The 22,357-nt window shown below is 71.2% G+C and carries 19 protein-coding genes; 15 read left to right on the top strand and 4 right to left on the bottom strand.

Going from position 1 to position 22,357, the window contains the following annotated elements; genetic code table 11:
• The first annotated feature begins 103 nt into the window (after positions 1-103).
• Genes AB0F29_RS31075 through AB0F29_RS31035 form a run of 9 tightly spaced genes read left to right on the top strand, consistent with a single transcriptional unit; the run spans position 104 to position 10,203 of the window.
• The gene (locus AB0F29_RS31075) at positions 104-1,156 is read left to right on the top strand and encodes a lysylphosphatidylglycerol synthase domain-containing protein (RefSeq protein WP_361879002.1); all 1,053 of its coding nucleotides are present in this window, start codon (positions 104-106) and stop codon (positions 1,154-1,156) included.
• A complete protein-coding gene (locus AB0F29_RS31070) occupies positions 1,153-2,601 on the top strand; it encodes an aminotransferase class III-fold pyridoxal phosphate-dependent enzyme (RefSeq protein WP_361878999.1) in 1,449 nt (482 codons plus the stop codon). Before AB0F29_RS31075 ends, AB0F29_RS31070 begins: the two co-directional genes overlap by 4 nt.
• Positions 2,589-3,635 carry an NAD-dependent epimerase/dehydratase family protein gene (locus tag AB0F29_RS31065; RefSeq protein ID WP_361878996.1) on the top strand — a complete coding sequence of 349 codons (1,047 nt, stop codon included), beginning with the start codon at positions 2,589-2,591 and terminating at the stop codon, positions 3,633-3,635. Before AB0F29_RS31070 ends, AB0F29_RS31065 begins: the two co-directional genes overlap by 13 nt.
• Before the next feature lie 17 nt (positions 3,636-3,652).
• Positions 3,653-4,738, top strand: coding sequence for a UbiA prenyltransferase family protein (locus AB0F29_RS31060; RefSeq protein WP_361878993.1), 1,086 nt, complete (start codon positions 3,653-3,655; stop codon positions 4,736-4,738).
• A 28-nt stretch (positions 4,739-4,766) separates the two neighbouring features.
• Positions 4,767-5,798: a glycosyltransferase family A protein gene (locus tag AB0F29_RS31055; RefSeq protein ID WP_361878990.1), complete on the top strand. Its 1,032-nt coding sequence runs from the start codon at positions 4,767-4,769 to the stop codon at positions 5,796-5,798.
• Positions 5,795-6,934: an endonuclease/exonuclease/phosphatase family protein gene (locus AB0F29_RS31050; protein WP_361878987.1), complete on the top strand. Its 1,140-nt coding sequence runs from the start codon at positions 5,795-5,797 to the stop codon at positions 6,932-6,934. The genes AB0F29_RS31055 and AB0F29_RS31050 overlap by 4 nt, the downstream gene beginning before the upstream one ends.
• On the top strand, positions 6,931-8,088 hold the full coding sequence (locus AB0F29_RS31045) for a glycosyltransferase family 4 protein (RefSeq protein ID WP_361878984.1): 1,158 nt from the start codon (positions 6,931-6,933) through the stop codon (positions 8,086-8,088). The genes AB0F29_RS31050 and AB0F29_RS31045 overlap by 4 nt, the downstream gene beginning before the upstream one ends.
• Positions 8,085-9,236 carry an endonuclease/exonuclease/phosphatase family protein gene (locus AB0F29_RS31040; protein WP_361878981.1) on the top strand — a complete coding sequence of 384 codons (1,152 nt, stop codon included), beginning with the start codon at positions 8,085-8,087 and terminating at the stop codon, positions 9,234-9,236. Before AB0F29_RS31045 ends, AB0F29_RS31040 begins: the two co-directional genes overlap by 4 nt.
• Complete coding sequence (locus tag AB0F29_RS31035; RefSeq protein ID WP_361878978.1) at positions 9,193-10,203, top strand: aldo/keto reductase; 1,011 nt, start codon at positions 9,193-9,195, stop codon at positions 10,201-10,203. Before AB0F29_RS31040 ends, AB0F29_RS31035 begins: the two co-directional genes overlap by 44 nt.
• Positions 10,204-10,294: 91 nt before the next feature.
• Here the strand turns inward: AB0F29_RS31035 and AB0F29_RS31030 are convergent, their stop codons facing one another.
• Positions 10,295-11,059 carry a GntR family transcriptional regulator gene (locus AB0F29_RS31030; RefSeq protein ID WP_274346432.1) on the bottom strand — a complete coding sequence of 255 codons (765 nt, stop codon included), beginning with the start codon at positions 11,057-11,059 and terminating at the stop codon, positions 10,295-10,297.
• Positions 11,060-11,338: 279 nt separating this feature from the next.
• Between AB0F29_RS31030 and AB0F29_RS31025 the strand changes: the two genes are divergently transcribed.
• The 4 genes from AB0F29_RS31025 to AB0F29_RS31010 all read left to right on the top strand — a co-directional run bounded on the left by AB0F29_RS31025 (position 11,339) and on the right by AB0F29_RS31010 (position 16,159).
• Positions 11,339-12,637 (top strand): sugar ABC transporter substrate-binding protein, encoded by a 1,299-nt coding sequence (locus AB0F29_RS31025; protein ID WP_361878975.1) that lies wholly within the window; start codon positions 11,339-11,341, stop codon positions 12,635-12,637.
• Between the two features lie 115 nt (positions 12,638-12,752).
• Positions 12,753-13,760 carry a sugar ABC transporter permease gene (locus AB0F29_RS31020; protein ID WP_361878972.1) on the top strand — a complete coding sequence of 336 codons (1,008 nt, stop codon included), beginning with the start codon at positions 12,753-12,755 and terminating at the stop codon, positions 13,758-13,760.
• Complete coding sequence (locus tag AB0F29_RS31015; RefSeq protein ID WP_361878969.1) at positions 13,757-14,620, top strand: carbohydrate ABC transporter permease; 864 nt, start codon at positions 13,757-13,759, stop codon at positions 14,618-14,620. Before AB0F29_RS31020 ends, AB0F29_RS31015 begins: the two co-directional genes overlap by 4 nt.
• Before the next feature lie 9 nt (positions 14,621-14,629).
• Positions 14,630-16,159: a glycoside hydrolase family 3 protein gene (locus AB0F29_RS31010; protein WP_361878966.1), complete on the top strand. Its 1,530-nt coding sequence runs from the start codon at positions 14,630-14,632 to the stop codon at positions 16,157-16,159.
• A 262-nt stretch (positions 16,160-16,421) separates the two neighbouring features.
• On the opposite strand, the gene nagB is transcribed toward AB0F29_RS31010, so the two are convergent.
• The gene (gene nagB / locus AB0F29_RS31005) at positions 16,422-17,207 is read right to left on the bottom strand and encodes a glucosamine-6-phosphate deaminase (protein WP_361878963.1); all 786 of its coding nucleotides are present in this window, start codon (positions 17,205-17,207) and stop codon (positions 16,422-16,424) included.
• Between the two features lie 284 nt (positions 17,208-17,491).
• Between nagB and AB0F29_RS31000 the strand changes: the two genes are divergently transcribed.
• Together AB0F29_RS31000 and AB0F29_RS30995 are read left to right on the top strand one after the other, a co-directional pair.
• Positions 17,492-18,574, top strand: a complete 1,083-nt coding sequence (locus AB0F29_RS31000) for an SIS domain-containing protein (RefSeq protein WP_018959120.1) — start codon at positions 17,492-17,494, stop codon at positions 18,572-18,574.
• Positions 18,575-18,992: 418 nt separating this feature from the next.
• Positions 18,993-20,459: a PAS domain-containing sensor histidine kinase gene (locus tag AB0F29_RS30995; RefSeq protein ID WP_361879186.1), complete on the top strand. Its 1,467-nt coding sequence runs from the start codon at positions 18,993-18,995 to the stop codon at positions 20,457-20,459.
• 192 nt (positions 20,460-20,651) lie between these two features.
• Here the strand turns inward: AB0F29_RS30995 and AB0F29_RS30990 are convergent, their stop codons facing one another.
• Together AB0F29_RS30990 and AB0F29_RS30985 are read right to left on the bottom strand one after the other, a co-directional pair.
• A complete protein-coding gene (locus tag AB0F29_RS30990) occupies positions 20,652-20,909 on the bottom strand; it encodes a WhiB family transcriptional regulator (protein WP_003953983.1) in 258 nt (85 codons plus the stop codon).
• A 320-nt stretch (positions 20,910-21,229) separates the two neighbouring features.
• Positions 21,230-22,198, bottom strand: coding sequence for a diacylglycerol kinase family protein (locus tag AB0F29_RS30985; RefSeq protein WP_215105188.1), 969 nt, complete (start codon positions 22,196-22,198; stop codon positions 21,230-21,232).
• Between the last annotated feature and the right edge of the window lie 159 nt (positions 22,199-22,357).

The raw sequence follows: 22,357 nt of genomic DNA, 5'->3' as shown, positions 1-22,357 counted from the left end.
GGTGCCCGAGGCCCCAGCGGGGATACCCGGGCCAGGGACGCCCGAGTCCGCGGTGCCCGAGGCCCCAGCGGGGATACCCGGGCCAGGGACGCCCGAGTCCGCGGTGCCCGAGGCCCCAGCGGGGATACCCGGGCCAGGGACGCCCGAGGCCGCCGCCCCTCCGCACGGTGTGCCGGAGGCCGCGGCGCCCGAGGCCGCCGCCCGCCCCTCCCGCCGCGCCCGGCTGCTGCGCGCGGCCGCCGCCCTCGTGCTCATCGCGGCGACCGCCTTCGCCGTGGGCGGTTCGCTGCGCGGAGCCGGTGCGGAGATGGCCGAGGCCGCCGCGCGGCCCGGGGGAGTGCTCCTGCTCATCGCCGCCCTCCTCGCCAACGCCGCCGGGCTCGTCCTGTCGATGCTGTCCTGGCGGGTCCTCGTCGTGGACGGCGGCTCCACGGCCCGCGCCAGCGACACCGCCCGGATCTTCTTCATCGGCGTCATCAGCAAATTCGTCCCGGGCCGTATCTGGGGCGTCCTCGCCCACATCCAGCTCGGCAAGGCCGTCGGCATCGCTCCCGAGCGGATGATCGCCGCCTTCGGCCTCGGCCTCGTCATCGGGATGACCACCGGGGCCGCCGCCGGACTCCTCGTCGCACCGGCCGTGTTCGGCACGGGCGCCTGGGTCTTCGCCCCGCTCGTCCTGCTCGCCGCCGCCGCCGTGGCCCGGCCCGGCTGGGTGGGCCGCCTCGTCGCGTGGACGATGCGGCTGGCCCGCCGCCCGGACGGGGCCGCCGAGGGCTCGCCCCGGGCCCTGCGGCTCTCCATCGGCTGGGCCTGCGCCTCCTGGGCCGTCTCCGGACTCCACCTGTGGGCGATCGCCGTGCTCCTCGGCGCCCCACCGCTGCTCTCCCTGCCGGTCTGCGTCGGCGGCTTCGCCCTGGCCACCGTCGCCGGAAGCCTCGCCTTCGTCCTGCCCGACGGCTGGGGAGCCCGCGAACTCGTCCTCCTCGCGCCCCTCGGCGCCGTCATGCCCCTGTCCGCCGCCACCGCGGCCGTCATCGCCAGCCGACTGGTCTGCGTGCTCAGCGAAGTGGCCGCCACCGGCGCCGCACTCGCCTGGGCCCGCGCCGCCGGACCCCTGCCCACCCCCCGACCCGCGCTCCAGGAAGGAGCCGCATGACCTCCGACGCCACCCCCCTGCTCACCGTGGACGACTGCGAACAACTGTCGACGAGCCAGGTGCACGAGCTGTACCGGTCCCACGTCAACAAGAGCCAGGTCTCCCTGATGACCTCCTTCGGCTTCGGCCGCGAACTCGTCGACCACGCCGAGGGATCCTGGATCCACACCCGCGACGGCCGCCGCATCCTCGACTTCACCGGCGGCGTCGGCGTCCTCAACCACGGGCACAACCACCCGCGGATCCTCGCCGCCCGCCGCCGCTTCCAGGAACAGCGCCGGATGGAGGTCCACAAGACCTACTTCTCGCCCTACATCGCCGCCCTCGGCCACAACCTCGCCCAGCTCCTCCCCGGCGACCTGAACCTCTCGTTCTTCCCCAACTCGGGAGCCGAGGCCGTCGAGGGCGCGGTGAAACTCGCGTACAAGTACCACGGCGGCCGCCGGCAGCAGATCCTGCACGCCGACATCAGCTTCCACGGCAAACTGCTGGGCTCCGGCAGCCTCACCGGCAGCGCCCAGAACGCCTTCGCCTTCCCCGGCATCCCCGGCGTCTCCGCCTTCCGCTACGGCGACCTCGGCTCCGTACGGGAAGCGGTCGCCAAAGCCCGGGACGCCAAGGGCCGCTGCGACGTCTACGCGATCCTCATCGAGCCCTTCTCCGCCTCCACGATGACGAAGTGCTCCGAGGAATTCCTGCGCGGACTGCGGGAGCTGTGCACCGAGGAGAAGATCGTGCTGATCTTCGACGAGATCTACACGGGCTGGGGCAAGACCGGCAGCCTCTTCCACTTCATGCGCTACCCCGGACTCGTCCCGGACGTGGTGACCACCTCGAAGTCCTTCGGCGGCGGCAAGTCCTCCGTCTCCGCCTTCGTCGCCCGCGAACCCGTCTTCCGCAAGGCCTACGACAGCCTCGGCGACGCCATGCTCCAGTCCACCAGCACCACGTACTACGGCTTCGGCGAGGAGACCGCCACCGCACTGGAGGCCGTCAACATCGCGGTCGAGGACGACTACCCGGCCCGCGCCCGCGCCATCGAACGCGTCCTCGCCCCGGGCCTGGAGCGGCTGCGCAAGCAGTACCCCGACATCATCGCGGACGTCCGGGGCGCCGGAGCGCTGTACGGGATCTTCCTCGACGGCGGCCCCCGCATCCTCGACCTCGCCGCGAAGATCGCCCCCGGTGGGCTGGCCCGCGACCCGCTGCTGCGCACCAAGGTCATCACCTGCGCGGTCGTCAACGCGATGTACCACGACCACGACGTGTACATGTACTACACGCTCAACGGCCGCAGCCCCCTGGTGGCCGCGCCCTGTCTGGTCGCAGGACCCGACGAGGTGGAGATCTTCCTCGACGCCTTCGACAAGACCCTGGCCAAGGGCATGAACCGGCTCCTCACCGCCTTCCTCAAGGACAAGGCGGTGTCCCGATGGGCGGCCTGACCATCGCCGTGACCGGAGCCGCCGGCATGCTCGGCTCCCACCTGGTGACCCGCCTCGCCGCCGACGGCCACGACGTCGTCGGCGTCGACCTGCGCGACGACCCCCACCCGCCCGCCGGGGCCCGGCACATCGTCGCCGACATCCGGGACGCGGCGGCGCTCGCCCGTGCCTTCGACGGAGCCCACGCGCTGGTGCACTGCGCCGCGGCGCTGCCCAGCTACCCCGTCGACCAGATCCGCTCCATCACCGTCGACGGCACCCGCACCGTCCTGACCGCCGCGCACCGGGCCCGGGTCGACCGGGTCGTGCACATCTCCTCCACCGCCGTCTACGGGCTCCCCAAGCGGGTCCCCACCCCGGAGGAGCACCCCCGTGAGCCCGTCGACCCGTACAGCAGGGCCAAGGCCGAGGCCGAGGAGGTCTGCGAGGAGTTCCGGGCGCGCGGGATGTGCCTGCCGGTGCTGCGCCCCAAGACCTTCCTCGGGCCCGGCCGCATGGGCCTCTTCTCGATGCTCTTCGAATGGGCCGAGGAGCGCCGCAACTTCCCGGTCCTCGGCCGGGGCGACGTCCGCATCCAGATGTTCGGCATGGCCGACCTCGTCGACGCCGTGGTGCTCGCCCTGAACGCCCCGCCCGAGATCGCGAACGACGTCTACAACCTGGGCGCCGCCGAGTTCGGCACCCTGCGCGAGGACTTCCAGGCCGTGCTGGACGCGGCCGGACACGGCAAACGCGTGGTCCCGCTGCCGGCAGCACCGGCACTCGCGGTCCTGCGCCTGCTGGAGCGCACCAAGCTCTCCCCGGTCTACGGGCGGCTGCTCTTCAAGCTCCTCGACGACAGTTACGTGGACATCGGCCGGGCCACCGAACGGCTCGGCTTCCGTCCCGCGCTCTCCAACCAGGACGCCATCCTCGGCACGTACGCGTGGTGGCGCACCCAGCGGGGGGCCGGCGCGCCCGCTCCCGGAACCGGCCGGACCAGCCGGGACCCGTGGCGCCAAGGGGCGCTCGGCCTGGCCAAGGTCTTCTTCTGATCCCCTGGAGCCCTGCCGTGGACATCACCCGGTCCTCACCCGCGCCCGCGCGCGTGGTGGCAGTCCCGCCCGAACCCGAACCCGCCGACCTCACCGCCCTGCCCGAACCCACCACCGTAGAACCGCTTCAGCCGCTTCAGCCTCTTCCGAGCGCGCCCGCGCCCGCGACCGTGAGCGTCAGTGTCACCGTGACCGCCACCGACGTACGGGGCCGTCGCCGCCGCAACCGCCCCCGCCACCTCCTCGCGCTCCTGCGCCCCGGCCAGTGGGTGAAGAACCTCGCCGTCGTCCCGCTGGCCCTGCTCGACACCCACCCCTGGGGGACCGCCGCCTTCCTGCGCACCGGCTGGGCCGTCCTCGGCTTCACCCTCGCCTCCGCGCTCGTCTACGTCGTCAACGACCTCGCCGACCGGGAGCGGGACCGGCTGCACCCGGTCAAACGTCACCGCCCGATCGCCTCCGGCCAGGTGTCCACCGTCGCGGCCATCGTCCTGACCGGCGTCCTCGCGCTGACGCTGACCGGCTGGGCGGTGGCCGGGCCCGCCTGGCAGTGGTGGCCCACCGCCCTCTACCTGGCGCTGAGCCTCGCCTACTCCCAGGGACTCAAACACGTACCGCTGGTGGACGCGTTCATCGTGGCGACCGGCTTCGTGCTGCGGCTCGTCCAGGGGGCGCTGCTCATCGGCGCCCAGCTGTCCGAGTGGCTGGCGCTGTGCGTCTTCTCGCTCTGCCTGATGCTGTCCCTCGGCAAACGCCGGCACGAGATGACGGCGGCGGGCCGCGCCCACCGCCCCGCCCTGCGCGGCTACACACTCGCCTTCCTCGACCACCTCGTCGTCCTGGTCGCCGTGCTGACCGCCGTCAGTTACGTGCTCTACCTGCGCGACGACGCGGCCCTCGCCGCCGACGCCTCCCTCGTCACCCTGCTCTCCGCCCCCTGCGCCGTCTTCGGCCTCGCCCGCTACCTCCAGCTCCTCCTCGTCGAGGAGGGCGGCGGCAACCCCGTCCACGTCCTCTTCCGGGACCGCGCCACGCTCGTCAACGCGGCGCTGTGGGCGGTGCTCGTCGCCCTCGCCCTCCTCCTCCCGCACGCGTCCGCATGACCCACCGACCGCTCGAAGGCGCCGCCCCATGAACCGGAAGCAACCGCTCGTCTCCGTCGTCATCCCCAACTACAACTACGGCCGCGCCCTGGAGCTCTGCCTGCGCGCCGCGCTCGCCCAGACCTACGAACCGCTGGAGGTGCTGCTGATCGACGACTGCTCCACCGACGACTCGGTCGCCGTCGCCGAGGCCTGCGGCGTCCGGGTGATCAGCACCGGCGTCAACAGCGGAGTGGCCACCACCCGCAACACCGGGGCGGCCCACGCCCGGGGCGAGATCATCGTGTTCGTCGACTCCGACGTGGCGATGGAGCGGGACGCCATCGCGAACGCCGTCGCCCTGCTCGACTCCGACCCCCGCATCGGCGCGGTCTGCGGCACCTACGACGCCGAACCCCTCATCCGGGACAGCCTGATCGAGGAGTACCGCTGCCTCCACCAGTTCTACTGGCTGGCCGAGACCGAGGGCCGCATCGGCACCCTGCACACCGCGATCTGCGCCATGCCCGCCCGGGTCTTCGCCGAGATCGGCCCCTTCAACCCCCGGCTGCGGCACACCGAGGACGGCGACTACGCCGCCCGGATCTGCCGGAGTTACGAGGTCCACAGCTCCACCACCGTGCGCGGCCGGCACGACCACGACGACACCTGGCGGGTCGTGCTGCGCAAGGTCTTCCACCGCACCCGGCTGCACATCCCGCTGTACGTCCGCCGCGGCGACCTGCCCGGCGGCATCGCCACCGGCCCGCGCGCCGGAGCCAGCGTCGCGGCCCTGCTCACCCCGCTGACCCTGCCGCTCGGCCTGCTCGCCCTGCCCTGGCTGCTCGCCCCCGCCGCCCTGCTGGCGTTCACCCTGCTCGCCGACATCGCCCTCCACCGCTTCGTCCTGCGCCGCCGGGGCCCCCTGTTCGCCGCCTACTTCGCCTTCACGCACACCGTGGTCAACGCGGTCATCGCGGCGGGCGCGGGCGTCGGCGTCCTCCAGTGGCTGACCTCCCGCCGCTTCCGCCGGCTGTACGAGCCGGGGGAGCACCTCGCCCCGGTGCGGGCCGCCACATGACCGGGACCCTCGCGCCGGCCACCGCCGCGGACACGCCGCCCGACTCCGAAGGGCGGCGCCGGTGGCCCGGCCGGCTGCTGCTCGCCGTCGCCGTCCTGTGGGCCCTGTTCGTCGCCGCCCGCGCCCTCCTCAGCGGCCGGTGGTGGGCGTGGAACGGCCTCGGCCTCGCCCCGCCCGTCCTCCATCTGCTGTTCCCGCTCGCCCTGTTGATCCCGGCCGCCCTGATCCGGCACGGCAGACGGGCCGCGGTGGGCGTCGTCCTGCTCTCGCTGCTGCTCGGCTCCTGGCAGACCGGGCTGCATCCAGGGGCGCTCCTGCGCGGGCAGCCCGCCGTCCCCCCGGACGCCCTGAGGGTGGTCAGCTGGAACACCTTCTTCTGGGACCAGGACAGCGACACCGACGCGTTCTACGCCTACCTCAGGTCCCGCTCCGCCGACGTCTACCTCCTCCAGGAGTACCAGAACGCCCGGGGCGACGAACCCGCCCCGATCGACGACCTGGCCAGGCTCCGCAAGGAGTTCCCCGGTTTCCACATCGCCACCGAGGGCGAGTTCCTCACCCTGTCCCGCTTCCCGATCACCTCGGCGCGGGCCCTGCGCCCCGACGGGCTCGCCCCGCCCGACACCTCCTGGGCCGACTACTGGAACGTCCGCGTCCTGCGCACCGACATCGACGTCGACGGCGAGACCCTGTCCCTCTACAACACCCACCTGCCCGATCTGCTGAACGTCGACCGCAACCCGCTGACCCCCGCCTACCACCGCTCCGTACGACAGCTCTCCGAGCGCCGCGAGAGGCACTTCGAGGCGCTGCGCGACGACCTCGACGCCAACGACCACCCGGTGGTCCTCGCCGGGGACCTCAACGTGCTGCCCGGCACCGGGGACCTGCGCTGGTTCGACGGACTGCGGGACGCCGCCGACGCGGGGGACTCGGTGTACCCGGCGACCTTCCCGGTGAGCGGACCGGCGCTCTGGCGGCTCGACTGGGCGTTCGTCTCGCCCCGGATCGACCTGCACCGGCAGTCCGTCCAGGACCCGCCCGCCGCCCTCTCCACCCACCGGCTGATCGATCTCCGCCTCTCCCTGCCCGCCCCCGGGGCGTCCGCCCCGGCCACCGAGAAGGACCGGTCATGACCCGGCGCTCCGCGCGCTCGCCCCGCTTCGACGCGACGATCGTGCTCACCTACTACCTCCCGTACACCAGCGGGCTCACCGAAGTGGCCCGCACGGTCGCCGAGGGGCTGGCCGCGCGGGGCCGCCGGGTCGCCGTCGTCGCCTGCCGGCACGATCCGGACCGCCCCGCACGGGAGACCGTGAACGGGGTCGAGGTGTTCCGCGCCCCGGTCGCCGCCCGGCTCGGACGCGGGGTGATCAGCCCCGGGTTCGCCCCGCTCGCCGGGCGGATCGCCCGCGCCTCCCGGGTCGTCAACCTCCATCTGCCGATGCTGGAGGCGGGACTCGTCGCCCGCCTCGCCGGGAACACCCCGGTGGTCGCCACCCACCACGACGACGTCTGGCTGGCCGGGGGCGCGCTCGCCCCGCTCCAGGTGAAGGCCGTCGACGCCTCGGTGGCCGGGGCGCTGCGCCGCTCGGCCGCCGTGGTCGTCAACAACGTGGACCACGCGGAGCATTCGCGCCACTGGCCCCTGATGCGCGGGCGCCGGCTGCTGGCCATCGCCCCGCCCTGCCGCGAACGCGAGCCCGCCCCCGCCGCCTTCCGCGAGACGGCGGGCCCGCACTTCGGCTTCCTCGGCCGGATCGCCCCGGAGAAGGGGCTGCACCACCTGGTGGACGCCTTCCGGACGGTCCCGGACCCCGAGGCCCGGCTGCTGATCGCCGGCGACTACTCCAAGGTCGCGGGCGGCAGCGTCGTCGGGGCCCTGCGCGCACGGGCCGGCGACGACACCCGTATCCGGTTCACCGGCTTCCTCGCCGACGACCGGGTGGCGGGCTTCTACGCCTCGCTGGACGCCTTCGCCCTGCCGTCCGTCGCCGAGGAGTCCTTCGGCATCTCCCAGGCCGAGGCGATGATGCTCGGCGTCCCCTCCGTCGCGAGCGACGCGCCGGGCATGCGCGTGCCGGTGTCCGAGACCGGCTTCGGCCGCCTCTTCCCGCCCGGCGACGCCCGCGCCCTGGCCGGGGCCCTCCTGGAGGTGGCCGCCTACGCACCGGAGCGCCGCGCCGAGGGAGGCCGGGACGCCCGCGCCCGGTACGGGACGGACAGCTGCCTGGACGCCTACGACGCGCTGTTCCAGGAGGCCGGGGCCGTACAGGGAGCCCCCGCGTGAGAACGGCGGACGTCCTGGCGGCGGGCGACGGGGCGAACGCCGCCTGGCCGGGCGGCGGATGGGTGCTCTGGGCGGCCGGGGCCTGGGCGGTCTTCCTGGCCGCGCACCTCGTCCTCAACGGCCGCTGGTGGTTCTGGCTGCTGCCCTCGCTGCTGCCGCCGCCCGTGTTCGTCGCCCTGCCCGCCCTGCTCCTGCCGCTCTCCTGGGTGACGGGGGACCTCACGGCCGCCGTCGTGGCGGGCGCGGCCCTGCTGCTCGGGGCCCGGCAGTCCGGCCTCGTGCCCGGCGCGCTCGTACGGCCGGAGCGCCGCCCGCCACCGCCGCCGGAGGGGGCGGTGCGCGTCGTGTCCTGGAACACCCAGCACTGGTGCCAGTCCACCGACCCGGAGCCCTTCTACGCCTTTCTGCGCGGGCTCGACGCCGACGTCTACCTCCTCCAGGAGTACCACCACGACGAGTTCGACGGCACGTACCGCCTGATCGACGACGAGCGGCGGCTGCGCGAGACCTTCCCCGGCCACCGGGCCGTCATCGCCCGCGGTCTGATCACCCTGTCCCGGCTGCCGGTCGCCGCGACCGTCGAGACGGCCGCCCGCCGGACCCTTCGGGTGGACCTGGAGATGCCGGGCGACGGTCGGATTCTCGCCACCTTCAACGTCCACATCCCGGTACAGCTGCGACTCATCAGCCCGTTGCGCGCAGACTTCTACCGCGCGGTCCGCACCCGGGCCGCCGACCGGTCACGGGAGTACCGGGGACTCCTCGGGGACGTCGCCGGCTGCCCCCATCCGGCCCTGATCGCCGGGGACTTCAACACCACCGCCGCGATCGGGGACGCCCGCCGCATCGCCCGGCTGGGCTCCGACGCGGTCGCCCTGTCCGGACGCCTCTGCCCCACCTCGTGGCAGGCCCGTCCGGGCCTGCGCTGGTGGCGGCTGGACTGGGTGCTCACCACACCCGGCGCCCGGGTCCACCGTTACCGCTTCCGCGATCCGCGCGGACTGTCCGACCACAGCGTCCAGGAGGTGTCCGTCTCGCTCGCCGAACCGGACCACCGGACGCGCGCCGACCACCGATCCCGCCACCACGACGAAGGAACTCACCATGCGTTACCGCTACCTGGGCAAGACCGGCCTGCGGGTCAGTGAACTCTGCCTCGGCGCCATGACGTTCGGCCGCGAGGCCGACGAGACCACCAGCCACGCCCTGCTGGACCGCTTCACCGAGGCGGGCGGTACCTTCGTGGACACCGCCGACATCTACTCCGCCGGAGCCTCCGAGGAGATCCTCGGCCGCTGGCTGAAGAGACAGCGCCGCGACGGCGTGGTGGTCGCCACCAAGGTGCGCTACGGCACGGGGGAGGGCCCCAACGACCGCGGTCTGGGCCGCAATCACCTGATCGCCGGGGTCGAGTCGAGCCTGCGCCGGCTGGGCACCGATCACATCGACCTCTACCAGGTGCACGCCTGGGACCCGGGCACCCCGCTGGAGGAGACCCTGGCCACCCTGGACGCCCTGGTCACCTCCGGGAAGGTGCGCTACATCGGGGCCAGCAACTTCTCCGGCTGGCAGCTCCAGAAGGCGATCGACCTGAGCCGGGGACACGGCTGGGCGCCCTTCACGGCCCTCCAGCCGCTCTACAACCTGCTGGACCGGTCCGCCGAGTGGGAGCTGATGGAGGTCAGCCGCAACGAGGGCCTGGGCGTCATCCCGTGGAGCCCGCTGCGCGGCGGCTGGCTGAGCGGCGCGATCCGGCGCGGTGCGCAGCGGCCGCCCGCGGGCACCCGGGTGGAGACCGCCGAGCGGCTCGGCTGGGGCGAGTCGTGGAGCGCGTACGAGGGGGACGAGCGCACCTGGCGGGTGCTGGACGCCCTGCACGAGGTCGCCGGACGCACGGGCCTCCCGGTGCCGGTGCTGGCCCTCGCCTGGCTGCTCGGCCGGCCCGGGGTCACCGCCCCCATCGTGGGCGCCCGCACCCTTGAGCAGCTGGAGACCAACCTGGGCGCGGCGGACCTGGACCTCGACCCGGCCGACGCCGCCCTGCTGACCGCCGCGAGCGACCAGACGCTCCCGTACCCGTACAGCGTCATCGAGACCGACCCCGAACTGCGCTGACACACCCCGCGTGACCGAAAACGAGCGGTGGCCCGGGGAGCTCGTCCCCGGGCCACCGCCCTGTGCGTACCGCGCCGTGCCGAGGTGGTGCTCAGTCCGTCGGCCGCTTGAGGCGGGCCACGAACTTGTAGCGGTCGCCCCGGTACACCGAGCGCACCCATTCCACCGGTTCGCCCTGGCCGTCCACCGAATGGCGGGACAGCATGAGCATCGGCAGCCCCACGTCGGTGCCCAGCAGCCCGGCCTCCCGCGGGGTGGCCAGCGAGGTCTCGATGGTCTCCTCCGCCTCGGCGAGGCGCACGTCGTACACCTCGGCGAGCGCGGTGTAGAGCGAGGTGTACTTCACCAGCGAACGGCGCAGCGCCGGGAAGCGTTTGGCCGAAAGATGCGTGGTCTCGATCGCCATCGGCTCCCCGCTGGCGAGCCGCAGCCGCTCGATGCGCAGCACCCGGCCGCCCGTCGAGATGTCCAGCAGACCGGCGAGCGTGTCGTCCGCCGTCACATAGCCGATGTCCAGCAGTTGGGACGTCGGCTCCAGTCCCTGGGCGCGCATGTCCTCGGTGTACGAGGTGAGCTGGAGGGCCTGGGAGACCTTCGGCTTGGCTACGAAGGTCCCCTTACCCTGGATGCGTTCCAGTCGGCCCTCGACGACCAGTTCCTGGAGCGCCTGGCGCACGGTGGTGCGCGAGGTGTCGAACTCGGCGGCCAGGGTGCGTTCGGGCGGCACCGGGGTGCCGGGCGGCAGGGTGTCCGTCATGTCGAGGAGATGCCGCTTGAGCCGGTAGTACTTCGGTACGCGCGCTGTGCGCGTACCTGCACCGGTCTCGCTCCCCGTACTGCCCCCGTCGGAGCCCATGGCCCGCCTTCCCGACTGCTGCGTTGCTGCCGTCACCGGCTCCTCCGTCTGTCGCGGCTCACATGGTGGCACGGTCCGGTCACGGGTCGTCGCCCTCCCTTAGGTGTCGGTCCTATAACGGACGCGAGTGCACTTCTTATACACCCTTGACACCCCTAAAGGTCTAGGCCAAGCTCCCGGTACTGGTCTAAACCATTAAAGACCAGGTCCAGCCCCAGCAGAACTCGTCGAATGTCTTCGCGGTGGGTGGGGTTGCAGCATCCCTGAGGAGGGTTTGACGTGAAGCGCAAGCTCATCGCGGCTATCGGTGTCGCGGGCATGTTGGTTTCGGTCGCGGCATGTGGTTCCGACGACAAGAAGTCGTCCGCGGACCCGAAGGACCGCAAGGAAAACCTGACCGTCTGGCTCATGGGCGAGGCCCAGTCCACCTGGCCGGAGCTGGTCAAGGACGTCAACGCCGAGTTCAACAAGAAGTACCCGGGCGTCAAGGTCAAGGTTCAGTACCAGCAGTGGGCCGACAAGGTCAAGAAGCTGGACACCTCCCTCGGTGGCGATAAATTCCCGGATGTCGTGGAGCTCGGCAATACCGAGACCATGCAGTACATCCTCAATGGTGCGCTCGGAGAAATCGACCCCAAGAAGTACGAGAACTCGGACACCTGGATCAAGGGTCTGAAGGACACGTGCTCCTTCGAGGGCAAGACGTACTGCGTTCCTTACTACGCCAGCGCCCGTCTGGCCGTGTACAACAAGGACATGCTGAAGGCCGGCACCGGCAGCGACGCCCTCCCGCAGACCGAGACCGAGTTCCTCGCCGCGATGGACAAGGTCTCCGCCGAGCTGGGCAAGAAGGACAAGCGCGCCTCCTCCCTCTACTTCCCGGGCCGTTACTGGTACGCCGCGATGTCCTACGTCGCCGCCTACGGTGGCCAGATAGCCAAGTACGACGAGGGCAGCAAGGAGTGGAAGGCCGCGCTGTCCACCCCGGAGGCCCAGAAGGGCATCCAGCACTACGTCGACCTGGTCAAGAAGTACAACAAGGCCGACGTGACGAAGGACGAGCAGGACCACGCCAACGTCATGGCCAACGAGAAGGCCGCGGTCATCTACGGCCAGCCCTGGGAGGCCGGCAGCGTCACCACGGGCGAGAACGGCAACCCGAAGCTCGAAGGCAAGATCGCCACGGCCGGTATGCCCGGCCCCGAGGGCAAGGCCCTCCCGTCCTTCATCGGCGGCTCGGACCTCGCCACGATCTCCAAGTCCAAGGTCCAGGACCTCGGCGAGGAGTGGATCTCCCTCTTCACCAACGCGAAGTCCATGGAGGTCCTCGCGTCGAAGAACATCCTCCCCAACAACGAGAAGCAGCTTGAGCCGCTGAAGGCGAATCCGGAGACCGCCGCCGTCGCCAACGCGGTGCCGGACGCCTGGTTCACGCCGATCGCGCCGGGCTGGGCCTCCGTGGAGAAGGAGGAGATCCTCCAGAACATGCTCCTGGAGATCGTCAAGGGCGCCTCCGTCGGCGACGCCACCAAGAAGGCCGACGAGAAGATCGACGCGCTGATCAACAAGGAAGCCTGACCTTCCGATTGCCAGGCGGGGGCCCGGCGTGAGCGCCGGGCCCCCGCTCCTTTCCCGCAAGTGAACGCCGTGAATTCCGGGGCCCGCCCCGGACCCGCGATGGAAGGTCAGCCACGTGTCTGCCGCTGATACCAAGGCCGCCGGGCCGCCGGTCCCCGTACCACCCGACCCGCAGGCGACCGGGAAGTCGTCCTCCCACGACGATGCGCCCCGGGTGCAGAAGAGGAAGCGGAAGAAGGGTGAACTCCTCCCCTACTTCCTGATCCTCCCGGCGATCGTGGCGATCGCCGCCGTCTACCTCTACCCGCTCAGCAAGACGGTCATCATGTCCTTCCAGGACATGGGCCGCCGTGAGCTGTGGTCCGGAGAACCGGCCCCCTGGGTCGGCTTCGAGCAGTTCACCAACATCCTCGGCGACTCCGAGTTCTGGTGGGTCACCTTCCGCACCGTCGTCTTCATGGTCATCTGCGTGACGCTGACCATGGGACTCGGGCTGCTGGTCGCCCTCCTGATGCGCAAGCTCTCCACCTGGGTCCGGCTGGTGCTCACCGCCTGCCTCGTCGCCGCCTGGTCGATGCCGCTGATGGTGGCCGCCTCGATCTTCCGCTTCATGGCGGACTCCGACTACGGCCTGATCAACACCCTGATCGCCAAGGTCGTCGGCGAGGACTGGCTCGGACACAACTGGTACCTCGACCCGGTCCAGGGCTTCGGCATCATCACCCTGCTGGTCGTCTGGGGCGCCATCCCGTTCGTCGTCGTCACCCTGTACGCCGCCCTCACCCAGGTCCCCCAGGAGCTGGAGGAGGCCGCCGCCCTCGACGGCGCCAGCGCCTACGGCATCTACAAGTTCGTCACCTGGCCGGTCATCAAGCCGGTCTTCACCATGGTCGCCACTCTCTCGGTGATCTGGGACTTCAACGTCTTCGGCCAGATCTGGCTGCTGCGCGGCAACAAGCCCGAGCCGGAGTACGAGACCCTCGGCCTCTACTCCTACTCCAAGGCGTTCGAGTCCACCTCCTTCAGCCAGGGCACCGCGATCGCCCTGATCACGGTGCTGCTGCTGTCCGGCGTGGCCGTGTACTACCTGCGCCAGCTCATGAAGACGGGAGAGGTCGAATGAGCAGCTCGACCCAGACGACACAGGCGCTGCGGCCCGACCGCAAGAAGAGCCGGCTGCACTTCGACCTGATCGGCCTCGGCATCGCCCTGGTCATGGTCTTCCCGGTCTACTGGCTGGTCATCAGCGCCCTGCGGCCCAACCGGGAGATCCGCAGCTACGACCAGACCCTGTGGCCCACGTCGATCACCTTCGACAACTTCGTCCGGGCCACGGAGCAGCCGAACTTCGCCACCGCCATCCAGTCCAGCCTGATCGTCGCGGTCACCGCGGTGGTCGGCGGCATGATCATCGCGACCCTGGCGGCGCTGGCGATCGGCCGGTTCCGGTTCTTCGGCCGCAAGGCCCTGGTCCTGATCATGATCCTGGTCCAGATGCTGCCGCCGACGGCGATGCTCATCCCGATCTACGCCCAGCTCAACGCGATGGGCGGGATCGACGAGTACTGGGGCCTGATCGTCGTCTACCTCGTCTCCACGCTGCCCTTCGCCACCATCATGATCCGCGGCTTCGTCGTGAACATCCCGGTGGAGCTGGAGGAGTCCGCGATGGTGGACGGGTGCACCCGCTTCCAGGCCTTCCGCCGGGTGATCTTCCCGCTGCTCGCCCCCGGGCTGGCCGCCGCGTCGATCTTCGCCCTGGTGAACGCGTGGAACGAGTACCTCTTCGCTTACATCCTGATCAACGACAACTCCAAGTACACGCTGAACGTATGGCTGATGACGTTCACGACCGAACGCGGAACGGACTACGGCGCCCTCATGGCGGCGTCGACCATGATCGCCATCCCCGTCGTCGTGTTCTTCATGATCATCCAGAAGAAGATGGCCGCAGGCCTCACTTCCGGCGCTGTGAAGGGATAGTGCGGGCCCATGACCACCCTCGTTTCCACCACGGACACCGTGACGCGCGACGCGCTCGCCGTGCTCCAGCCCGGGTTCACCGGCACCACCGCACCGGACTGGCTGCTGCGCCGCGTCGGTGAAGGCCTGGCCTCCGTCGGGCTGTTCGGCCGCAACATCACCTCGGCCGAACAGGTCACCGCCCTCACTGAGCGGCTGCGCTCCGAGCGGGAGGACGTCCTCGTCGCCATCGACGAGGAGGGCGGCGACGTGACCCGCCTGGAGGTCACGCACGGCTCCTCCTTCCCCGGTAACTTCGCCCTCGGTTCGGTGGACGACGTCCACCTCACCCGGGCCGTCGCCCAGGAGCTCGGCCGGCGGCTCGCCGAGTGCGGCGTCAACCTCAACTGGGCGCCGTCCGCCGACGTCAACTCCAACCCGGGCAACCCGGTCATCGGCGTGCGCTCCTTCGGCGCCGACACCCGCCTGACCGCCCGGCACACCGCCGCGTACATCGAGGGGCTCCAGGCAGCCGGCGTCGCCGCCTGCACCAAGCACTTCCCCGGGCACGGCGACACCGCGGTCGACTCCCACCTGGCGCTGCCCCGCATCGACGTGGACCTCGACACCCTGCACGCCCGTGAACTGGTGCCCTTCCGGGCGGCCATCGCCGCGGGTTCCAAATCGGTGATGAGCGCGCATATCCTGCTTCCCGCACTCGACCCGGACCGCCCGGCGACCCTGAGCCCGCAGATCCTCACCGGTCTGCTGCGCCAGGAGCTGGGCTACGACGGCCTGATCGTCACCGACGCCGTGGAGATGGACGCCATCGCCGGTACGTACGGCATCGAGCGCGGGTCCGTCCTCGCCATCGCTGCGGGCGCCGACGCCATCTGTGTGGGCGGCGGCCTGTGCGACGAGGAGACGGTGCTGCGGCTGCGCGACGCCCTCGTCGCGGGCGTGCGCAGCGGGGACCTGACCGAGGAGCGGCTCGCCGACGCGGCCGCCCGTGTACGAGCCCTGGCGTCCTGGGCGCAGAGGGTTCGGGGGGACATCCGGGCGTCGGGCGCGGTAGTGCAGGAGGGGACCGCGCCCGGCACCGGAGTCAGCTCCGACATCGGTCTGACCGCCGCCCGCCGCGCGGTCCGGGTGACCGGCTCCGGCGACCGGCTGACCGGGGCGGCGTACGTCGCCTCGTTCGGCTCGGTGGCGAACATCGCGGTCGGCCGCGAGACCCCGTGGGGCATCGCCACCGAGCTGGACAGGATCCTGCCCGGCACCGGAACGGACACCTACACCGACCGGAGCGCCGCCCCGGCGGACGCGATCCTGGCGGCGGCGGGGGAGCGGCGCATCGTCGCCGTGGTCCGCGACGAGCACCGGCACGCCTGGATGGGCGCCGCGCTCGACGCACTGCTGGCGGCCCGCCCGGACACGATCGTGGTCGAGATGGGCCTGCCCCAGTCGGACCCGCGCGGCTCGCTGCACATAGCGACCCGCGGAGCGGCCCGAGTCTGCGGCCTGGCGGCGGTGGAAGCGCTCACCGGCACGAGGGCCTGACCCACTTCAAGGCCCGGACCGGCCACATCAAGCCCGTCCGGCGTTTGAGGACAAGGCCTCACGCCGGACGGGCCCGCAGGCCGGCCACACCTATCCCGTCCGGCCCCGCAGACAGGGCCTCGGACCGGCCACATCAAGCCCGTCCGGCGATTGAGGACACCACCTCACGCCGGACGAGCGGCCGCACCAGGCACGACACACCACGGCAGAGGGCCGGGACACCGACAGGCGTCCCGGCCCTCTGCCGTGCGAGCGGCGACCCCTACAGCCCCTGCCACCCCGGCTTCGCCGCATACGTGGCGCGGAAGTAGTCCGCCAGCTTGAGCTTCGACGCGGCCGCCTCGTCCACCACCACCGTCGCATGCGGATGCAGCTGGAGCGCCGAGGCCGGCACGATCGAGGCGACGGGCCCCTCCACCGTCTGGGCGACGGCCTCCGCCTTGCCCTCACCGGTGGCCAGCAGGATCGGGTGGCGGGAATCCAGGATCGTCCCGATGCCCTGCGTGATCACGTGGTGCGGCACCTGCTCGATGTCGTCGTCGAAGAAGCGCGCGTTGTCGACCCGGGTCTGCTGCGTCAGCGTCTTGATCCGGGTACGGGAGGCGAGCGAGGAGCACGGCTCGTTGAAGCCGATGTGCCCGTCCGTGCCGATGCCCAGGAGCTGGAGGTCGACGCCGCCGGCCTCGGCCAGCGCCCGGTCGTAGGCCTCGCAGGCCGCCTGGACGTCCTCGGCCGACCCGTCGGGGCCCATGAAGGAGGCCTCGGGGAGCCCGAGCGGCTCGATGACCTCGCGCAGCACCACGGAGCGGTACGACTCCGGGTGGCCCGCGGGCAGCCCGACGTACTCGTCGAGCTGGCAGATCCGGGCGCGCGACGCGTCGACCGCACCGGAGGCGACCTTCGCCGCGAGGGCGCGGTAGATGGGCAGCGGGGTCGAGCCGGTGGCAACGCCGAGCAGGGCGTCGGGCTTGCGGGCGATCAGCGCGGCGATGGCCTCCGCGATCAGTTCGCCGCCTGCCGCGGCGTCCGGGACGATGACAACTTCCACGCTGTGCCTGCCGATCTGACTAGGGGAGGAGGTGGTATAGACCAATCAAACTCCCAATTTAGCAGAATCGGGCAGCCGTACGGTGAACAGTCCGCCCACCGGCACGCACGCACACATGCACACGCACACACGCCGGCACACGCGCCGAGCACACACGCCCGCCCCGGCCCGCTGGCGGCGCACGGCATTGCCTGGTCGACTGGGGAGGCCCGACCGGAACGGCGCGGATCGCGCACCCCCGCGCACGCGCCGTCCCGTACGCCGACAGCGCAGGAGGCCCCCACATGTCCGCCACCCCTCCGGCCGACCCGGGCGGCCAGGGCGACGAGCCCGGCCGCATCATGTCCGGCGAGATGGCCGAGCAGCCCGCGATGCTCCGCCGCATCCTCGAACAGGGCGCGCCCCGCATCCGCGAGGTCGCCGCCGAGATCGCGGCCCGGAAGCCCCGGTTCGTGCTGCTCACCGCCCGGGGTACGTCGGACAACGCGGCGCTGTACGCCAAGTACCTGCTGGAGATCCGCCTCGGGCTGCCCTGCGGACTGGCCTCCATGTCCACCACGACGGCCTACGGCGCCCGGCCGGACCTGCGGGACGTCCTGGTGGTCACCGTCAGCCAGTCGGGCGGCTCGCCGGACCTGGTGGCCTCCACGAGGGCCGCCAGGGAGGCCGGGGCCGTCACCCTCGCCGTCACCAACAACCCGGACTCCGCGCTGGCGGCGGTCTCCGAGTACCACATCGACATCCTGGCGGGCCCGGAGAAGGCGCTCCCGGCCACCAAGACGTACACCGCCTCCCTGCTCTCCCTCTACCTCTTCGTGGAGGGCCTGGGCGGCCGCGACGGCACCGAGGCCGCCGCGGGGCTGCCCGACCTCGCGGGCTCGATCCTGGGCCGCCGGTCCGAGGTCAAGGCGCTGGCCTCCCGCTACCGTTTCGCCGAACGCATGGTGATCACCTCGCGCGGCTACGGCTATCCGACGGCCAAGGAAGCGGCCCTGAAGCTGATGGAGACCAGCTACATCCCCGCTCTCTCCTACTCCGGCGCGGATCTGCTGCACGGACCGCTGGCGATGGTGGACAACATCTCCCCGGTGATCGCCGTGGTCACCGACGGCCGGGGCGGCGAGGCGCTCCAGCCGGTGCTGGACCGGCTGCGCGGACGCGGCGCGGACCTCTTCGTGGTCGGCCCCAAGGCGCAGGTGGAGGCGGCCTCGGCCGGCTTCTCCCTGCCCACGGCGGGCGTCCCGGAGGAGTTGCAGCCGATCCTGGAGATCCTGCCGCTGCAATTGCTGGCGTACGAGGTGACCATCGCCCGGGGCCAGGACCCGGACGCGCCCCGCGCCCTGGCCAAAGTAACCGAGACCCGCTGAGGCCCCGAGGCGGAAGGGCCCCGGAAACGCCAACGGCCCTGTAAACACCCGCGGGCCGCGGCGCCAGAGCGGGACCCTCAGCCCACCCGGCACCGCAGCCCGGAGCTTCAAGCCGACGGTGTGCGGTGCCGTCGGCCACTGGAGGCACCGGCGCAGTCAGGGCAGAGAGTGCCGGAGCCTCGGTCCGCTCTCCTGTGCGGGGAGAGCGGAGGTCGTGATGTATTCATTGTGGACTAGACCAATTGCCTGTGTCCATCCATGTGCACGACATTCTCGATCGGCCCCGCACCCGTCCAACCGCACCTGCCCATCGTCGTACCCAGGGCACGGCTCCATCGTCGTACCCATGGCACGGCCCGGCGGGTCGATCGGTTCGAACGCCTCCGGTAACCCCAGGTACGCTCCACACGTGCCCTCCATGAACGACCTCGTCCGCCAGCACACCGCTCTGAGCGACACCGACCTCGAGTGGCTCCATCTGCTGGTCTCGGAGTGGCAACTGCTCTCCGACCTGTCCTTCGCCGACCTCGTGCTGTGGGTCCCCACCCGCGACGGCACGCGGTACGTCTCCGTCGCCCAGATGCGTCCCAACACCGGGCCCACCTCCTACCAGGACGACATGGTCGGCCACCTGGTGCCGCGGGGCCGCCGCCCGCTGCTGGACGCGGCCCTGGACGAGGGCCGGATCGTGCGCGAGGGCGACCCGGAGTGGCGCGAGGAGGTGCCCGTACGGGTCGAGTCCATCCCCGTACGCCGCGAGGGACGGGTGCTCGGCGTCATCGCCCGCAACACCAACCTGCTCACCGTGCGCACCCCCTCCCGGCTGGAGCTCACCTACCTCCAGTCCGCCTCCGACCTGGCCCAGATGATCGCCGCCGGATCGTTTCCCTTCCCCGGCCAGCAGGTCGACATGGACGCCTCCCCGCGCGTGGGCGACGGCCTGATCCGGCTCGACGCCGACGGAATCGTCCAGTACGCCAGCCCCAACGGCCTCTCCGCCTACCACCGCCTCGGCCTCGCCTCCGACCTGGTCGGCCACCACCTCGGCACCACCACCGCCGAACTGGCCCCGTCCCGGGGGCCGGTGGACGAGGCCCTGGTCAAGGTGGCCAGCGGCTACGCGCCCCGCGAGTTCGAGGTCGAGTGCGAGGGCGGGGTGATCCAGCTGCGGGCCATCCCGCTCAAGCCCAAGGGCGTCCGCATCGGTTCCCTGGTCCTGCTCCGCGATGTCACCGAACTACGCCGCCGTGAACGCGAGTTGATCACCAAGGACGCGACCATCCGGGAGATCCACCACCGGGTGAAGAACAACCTCCAGACGGTGGCGGCCCTGTTGCGCCTCCAGGCCCGCAGGATGGATTCCGAGCAGGGCCGCGAGGCGCTCAACGAGGCGGTCCGGCGCGTCGGTTCGATCGCCATCGTCCATGAGACGCTGTCCCAGAATCTGGACGAGCGGGTCGAGTTCGACGAGATCGCCGACCGGGTCATCGCGATGGTCTCGGAGATCTCCCCGGGCAAGGTGACCTGCCGGCGCACCGGACGCTTCGGCATCCTCGACGCCGAGGTCGCCACCCCGCTCTCCATGGTGCTGACGGAGGTTCTGCAGAACGCCCTGGAGCACGCCTTCGCCGTGGCCGACCAGGGGACGGTGGAGGTCTCCGCCGTGCGCGGCGGATCGCCCACCGACGGGCGGCTGCTGATCACCGTCACCGACGACGGGCGCGGCCTGCCCGAGGGCTTCGACCCGAAGCGGGCCGGCAACCTCGGGCTCCAGATCGTACGGACGCTGGTGGAGGGAGAGCTGGGCGGCACGTTCGGCATGGTCCCGGCGCCCGAACGCGGCACGCAGGTGGTGCTGGACCTCCCGGTCCGCTCCGACAAGTAGGAAACGCCGCGCCGACAGAAACGAAACGCGGAGCACACAGCAGAGCGGGCCCGGACCGTGGTGACGGTCCGGGCCCGCTCCGTGATGCTCACGTTGCGATGCGCTTCGGGGTACTGCGCGCTGCGACTCGAAGGCGGGGCTGTGCGTACGCTCTGTACGCGCCGCCGGGCTGAGGCTTGGTGCGGTTCTCGCTCAGGCGCTTGCGTTGCGCGCCCGGTTGCGAGCGGCGCGGCGCTTCATCGCGCGGCGCTCGTCCTCGCTGAGGCCACCCCAGACGCCGGAGTCCTGGCCGGACTCGAGCGCCCACTGCAGGCACTGCTCCATGACGGGGCAGCGGCGGCAGACAGCCTTGGCTTCCTCGATCTGCAGCAGTGCAGGACCGGTGTTGCCGATGGGGAAGAAAAGCTCAGGGTCTTCCTCACGACAAACGGCGTTGTGACGCCAGTCCATGGCTGCTACCTCTCCTTGGTATTACACGTCTGTTGCTTGTGAATGTGAACGCTTTCACGAATCCCCCCGCAGATGACGGGCCGACCCCCAGAAGGACTGGGTGTGGTCTGTGATGGTGAGGAGGGGTTCTGGCTCTCAGTGGAGGCCGGTGTTGCGGGCCGTCTCGATCGCCATGTAGAGATTCGCAAACCTCGGCGGCGGATACAACCCCTTCTGGAAAGTTTTTTTTGATTCCTCGGTGTCGACTAGGTCACAGGCGCACTTCTTAGGGGTGGGACCCAGTCCAAACGTTCGAGTTAAAGGACTTTAGGCCCTTCCACTCACACAATCACACGCAGTGCACGGCGTACGCCTGTGAACGTCACGCTCGTACGCAGTCCCAGGTGGTCGCCGTCCATCTGGAAGGGCAGTGGGACCTTTGAATGCAAGGTGAAGTCCGTGAGGTCATGCCGTGAAACGGCATGCTTGCCGCGCGGCCCCTTTTCGGGGCTCGAAGTGAGCAGCTGGGTGCCGTAACGGGCCACCGCCGGGGTGGACAGACGCTTCAGTCCGAGGACGTCCAGCGCGGTGTCGAAGGAGGCCTTCGGCGAGGCGTACATCGGGCGATTGCCCAGGTAGGTCCAGGGGGCGGTGTTGCAGATTATGGAGAGCGCGAGGTCGGTCACCGGGTCCTGGCCGGGCACGTCGAGCGTGATCTGCCCGTGTCTGCGGTGGGCCTCGTTCAGGAACTGCCGCACCACCTGGCGCACATACAGGGCGTGGGTCGAACGCTTCCCGTGTTCGCGTTTCTGTTCGACCCGGCCGATGACTCCCGCGTCGAATCCGAGACCGGCGCAGAAAGTGAACCAGCGTTCGGGGACGGACTCGTCCTCGGTTCCCGGGGTGCCGGCCGCCAGTCCGAGCCCGACCGTGCGTTCGGTCCGGTTCTCCAGGGCGTCCAGGATCGCGCCGGTCGCCTCCACCGCGTCGTTCGGCAGCCCCAGGGCGCGCGCGAAGACATTGGTGGACCCGCCGGGGACCACGGCGAGCTTCGGGAGGCTGTCCACGTCCGGGCCCCGGTGCAGCAGCCCGTTCACGACCTCGTTCACCGTGCCGTCGCCGCCGAGGGCGACCACCAGATCGATGTCGTCGCTGTCCGCGGCCCGCCGTCCCAGGTCCCGTGCGTGCCCCCGGTACTCGGTGGTCACCGCCTCCAGCTTCATCTCGCTGGCCAGCGCGTGGATGAGCACGTCACGGGTGCGGGCACTGGTGGTGGTAGCAGCTGGGTTGACCACGAGGAGTGCGCGCATGACGGCCAGCCTACCTACCGGGCGGTTCGGTGCTGTAGTCCCGGTTCGCTCCGCTCCGCTCTGATCACGGAACGTGACCGACCGCCCCGCCCGTGCGCCCGAACGGGGGAGGCTCCTCCCTACCCCGGCTTCACTTCCGGGTCCCCGGGATGCCAACCT

This window comes from Streptomyces sp. NPDC026589 (assembly GCF_040638385.1).
Taxonomy (GTDB): Bacteria; Actinomycetota; Actinomycetes; order Streptomycetales; family Streptomycetaceae; genus Streptomyces.
This window is presented reverse-complemented; position numbering and strand designations above follow the sequence as displayed.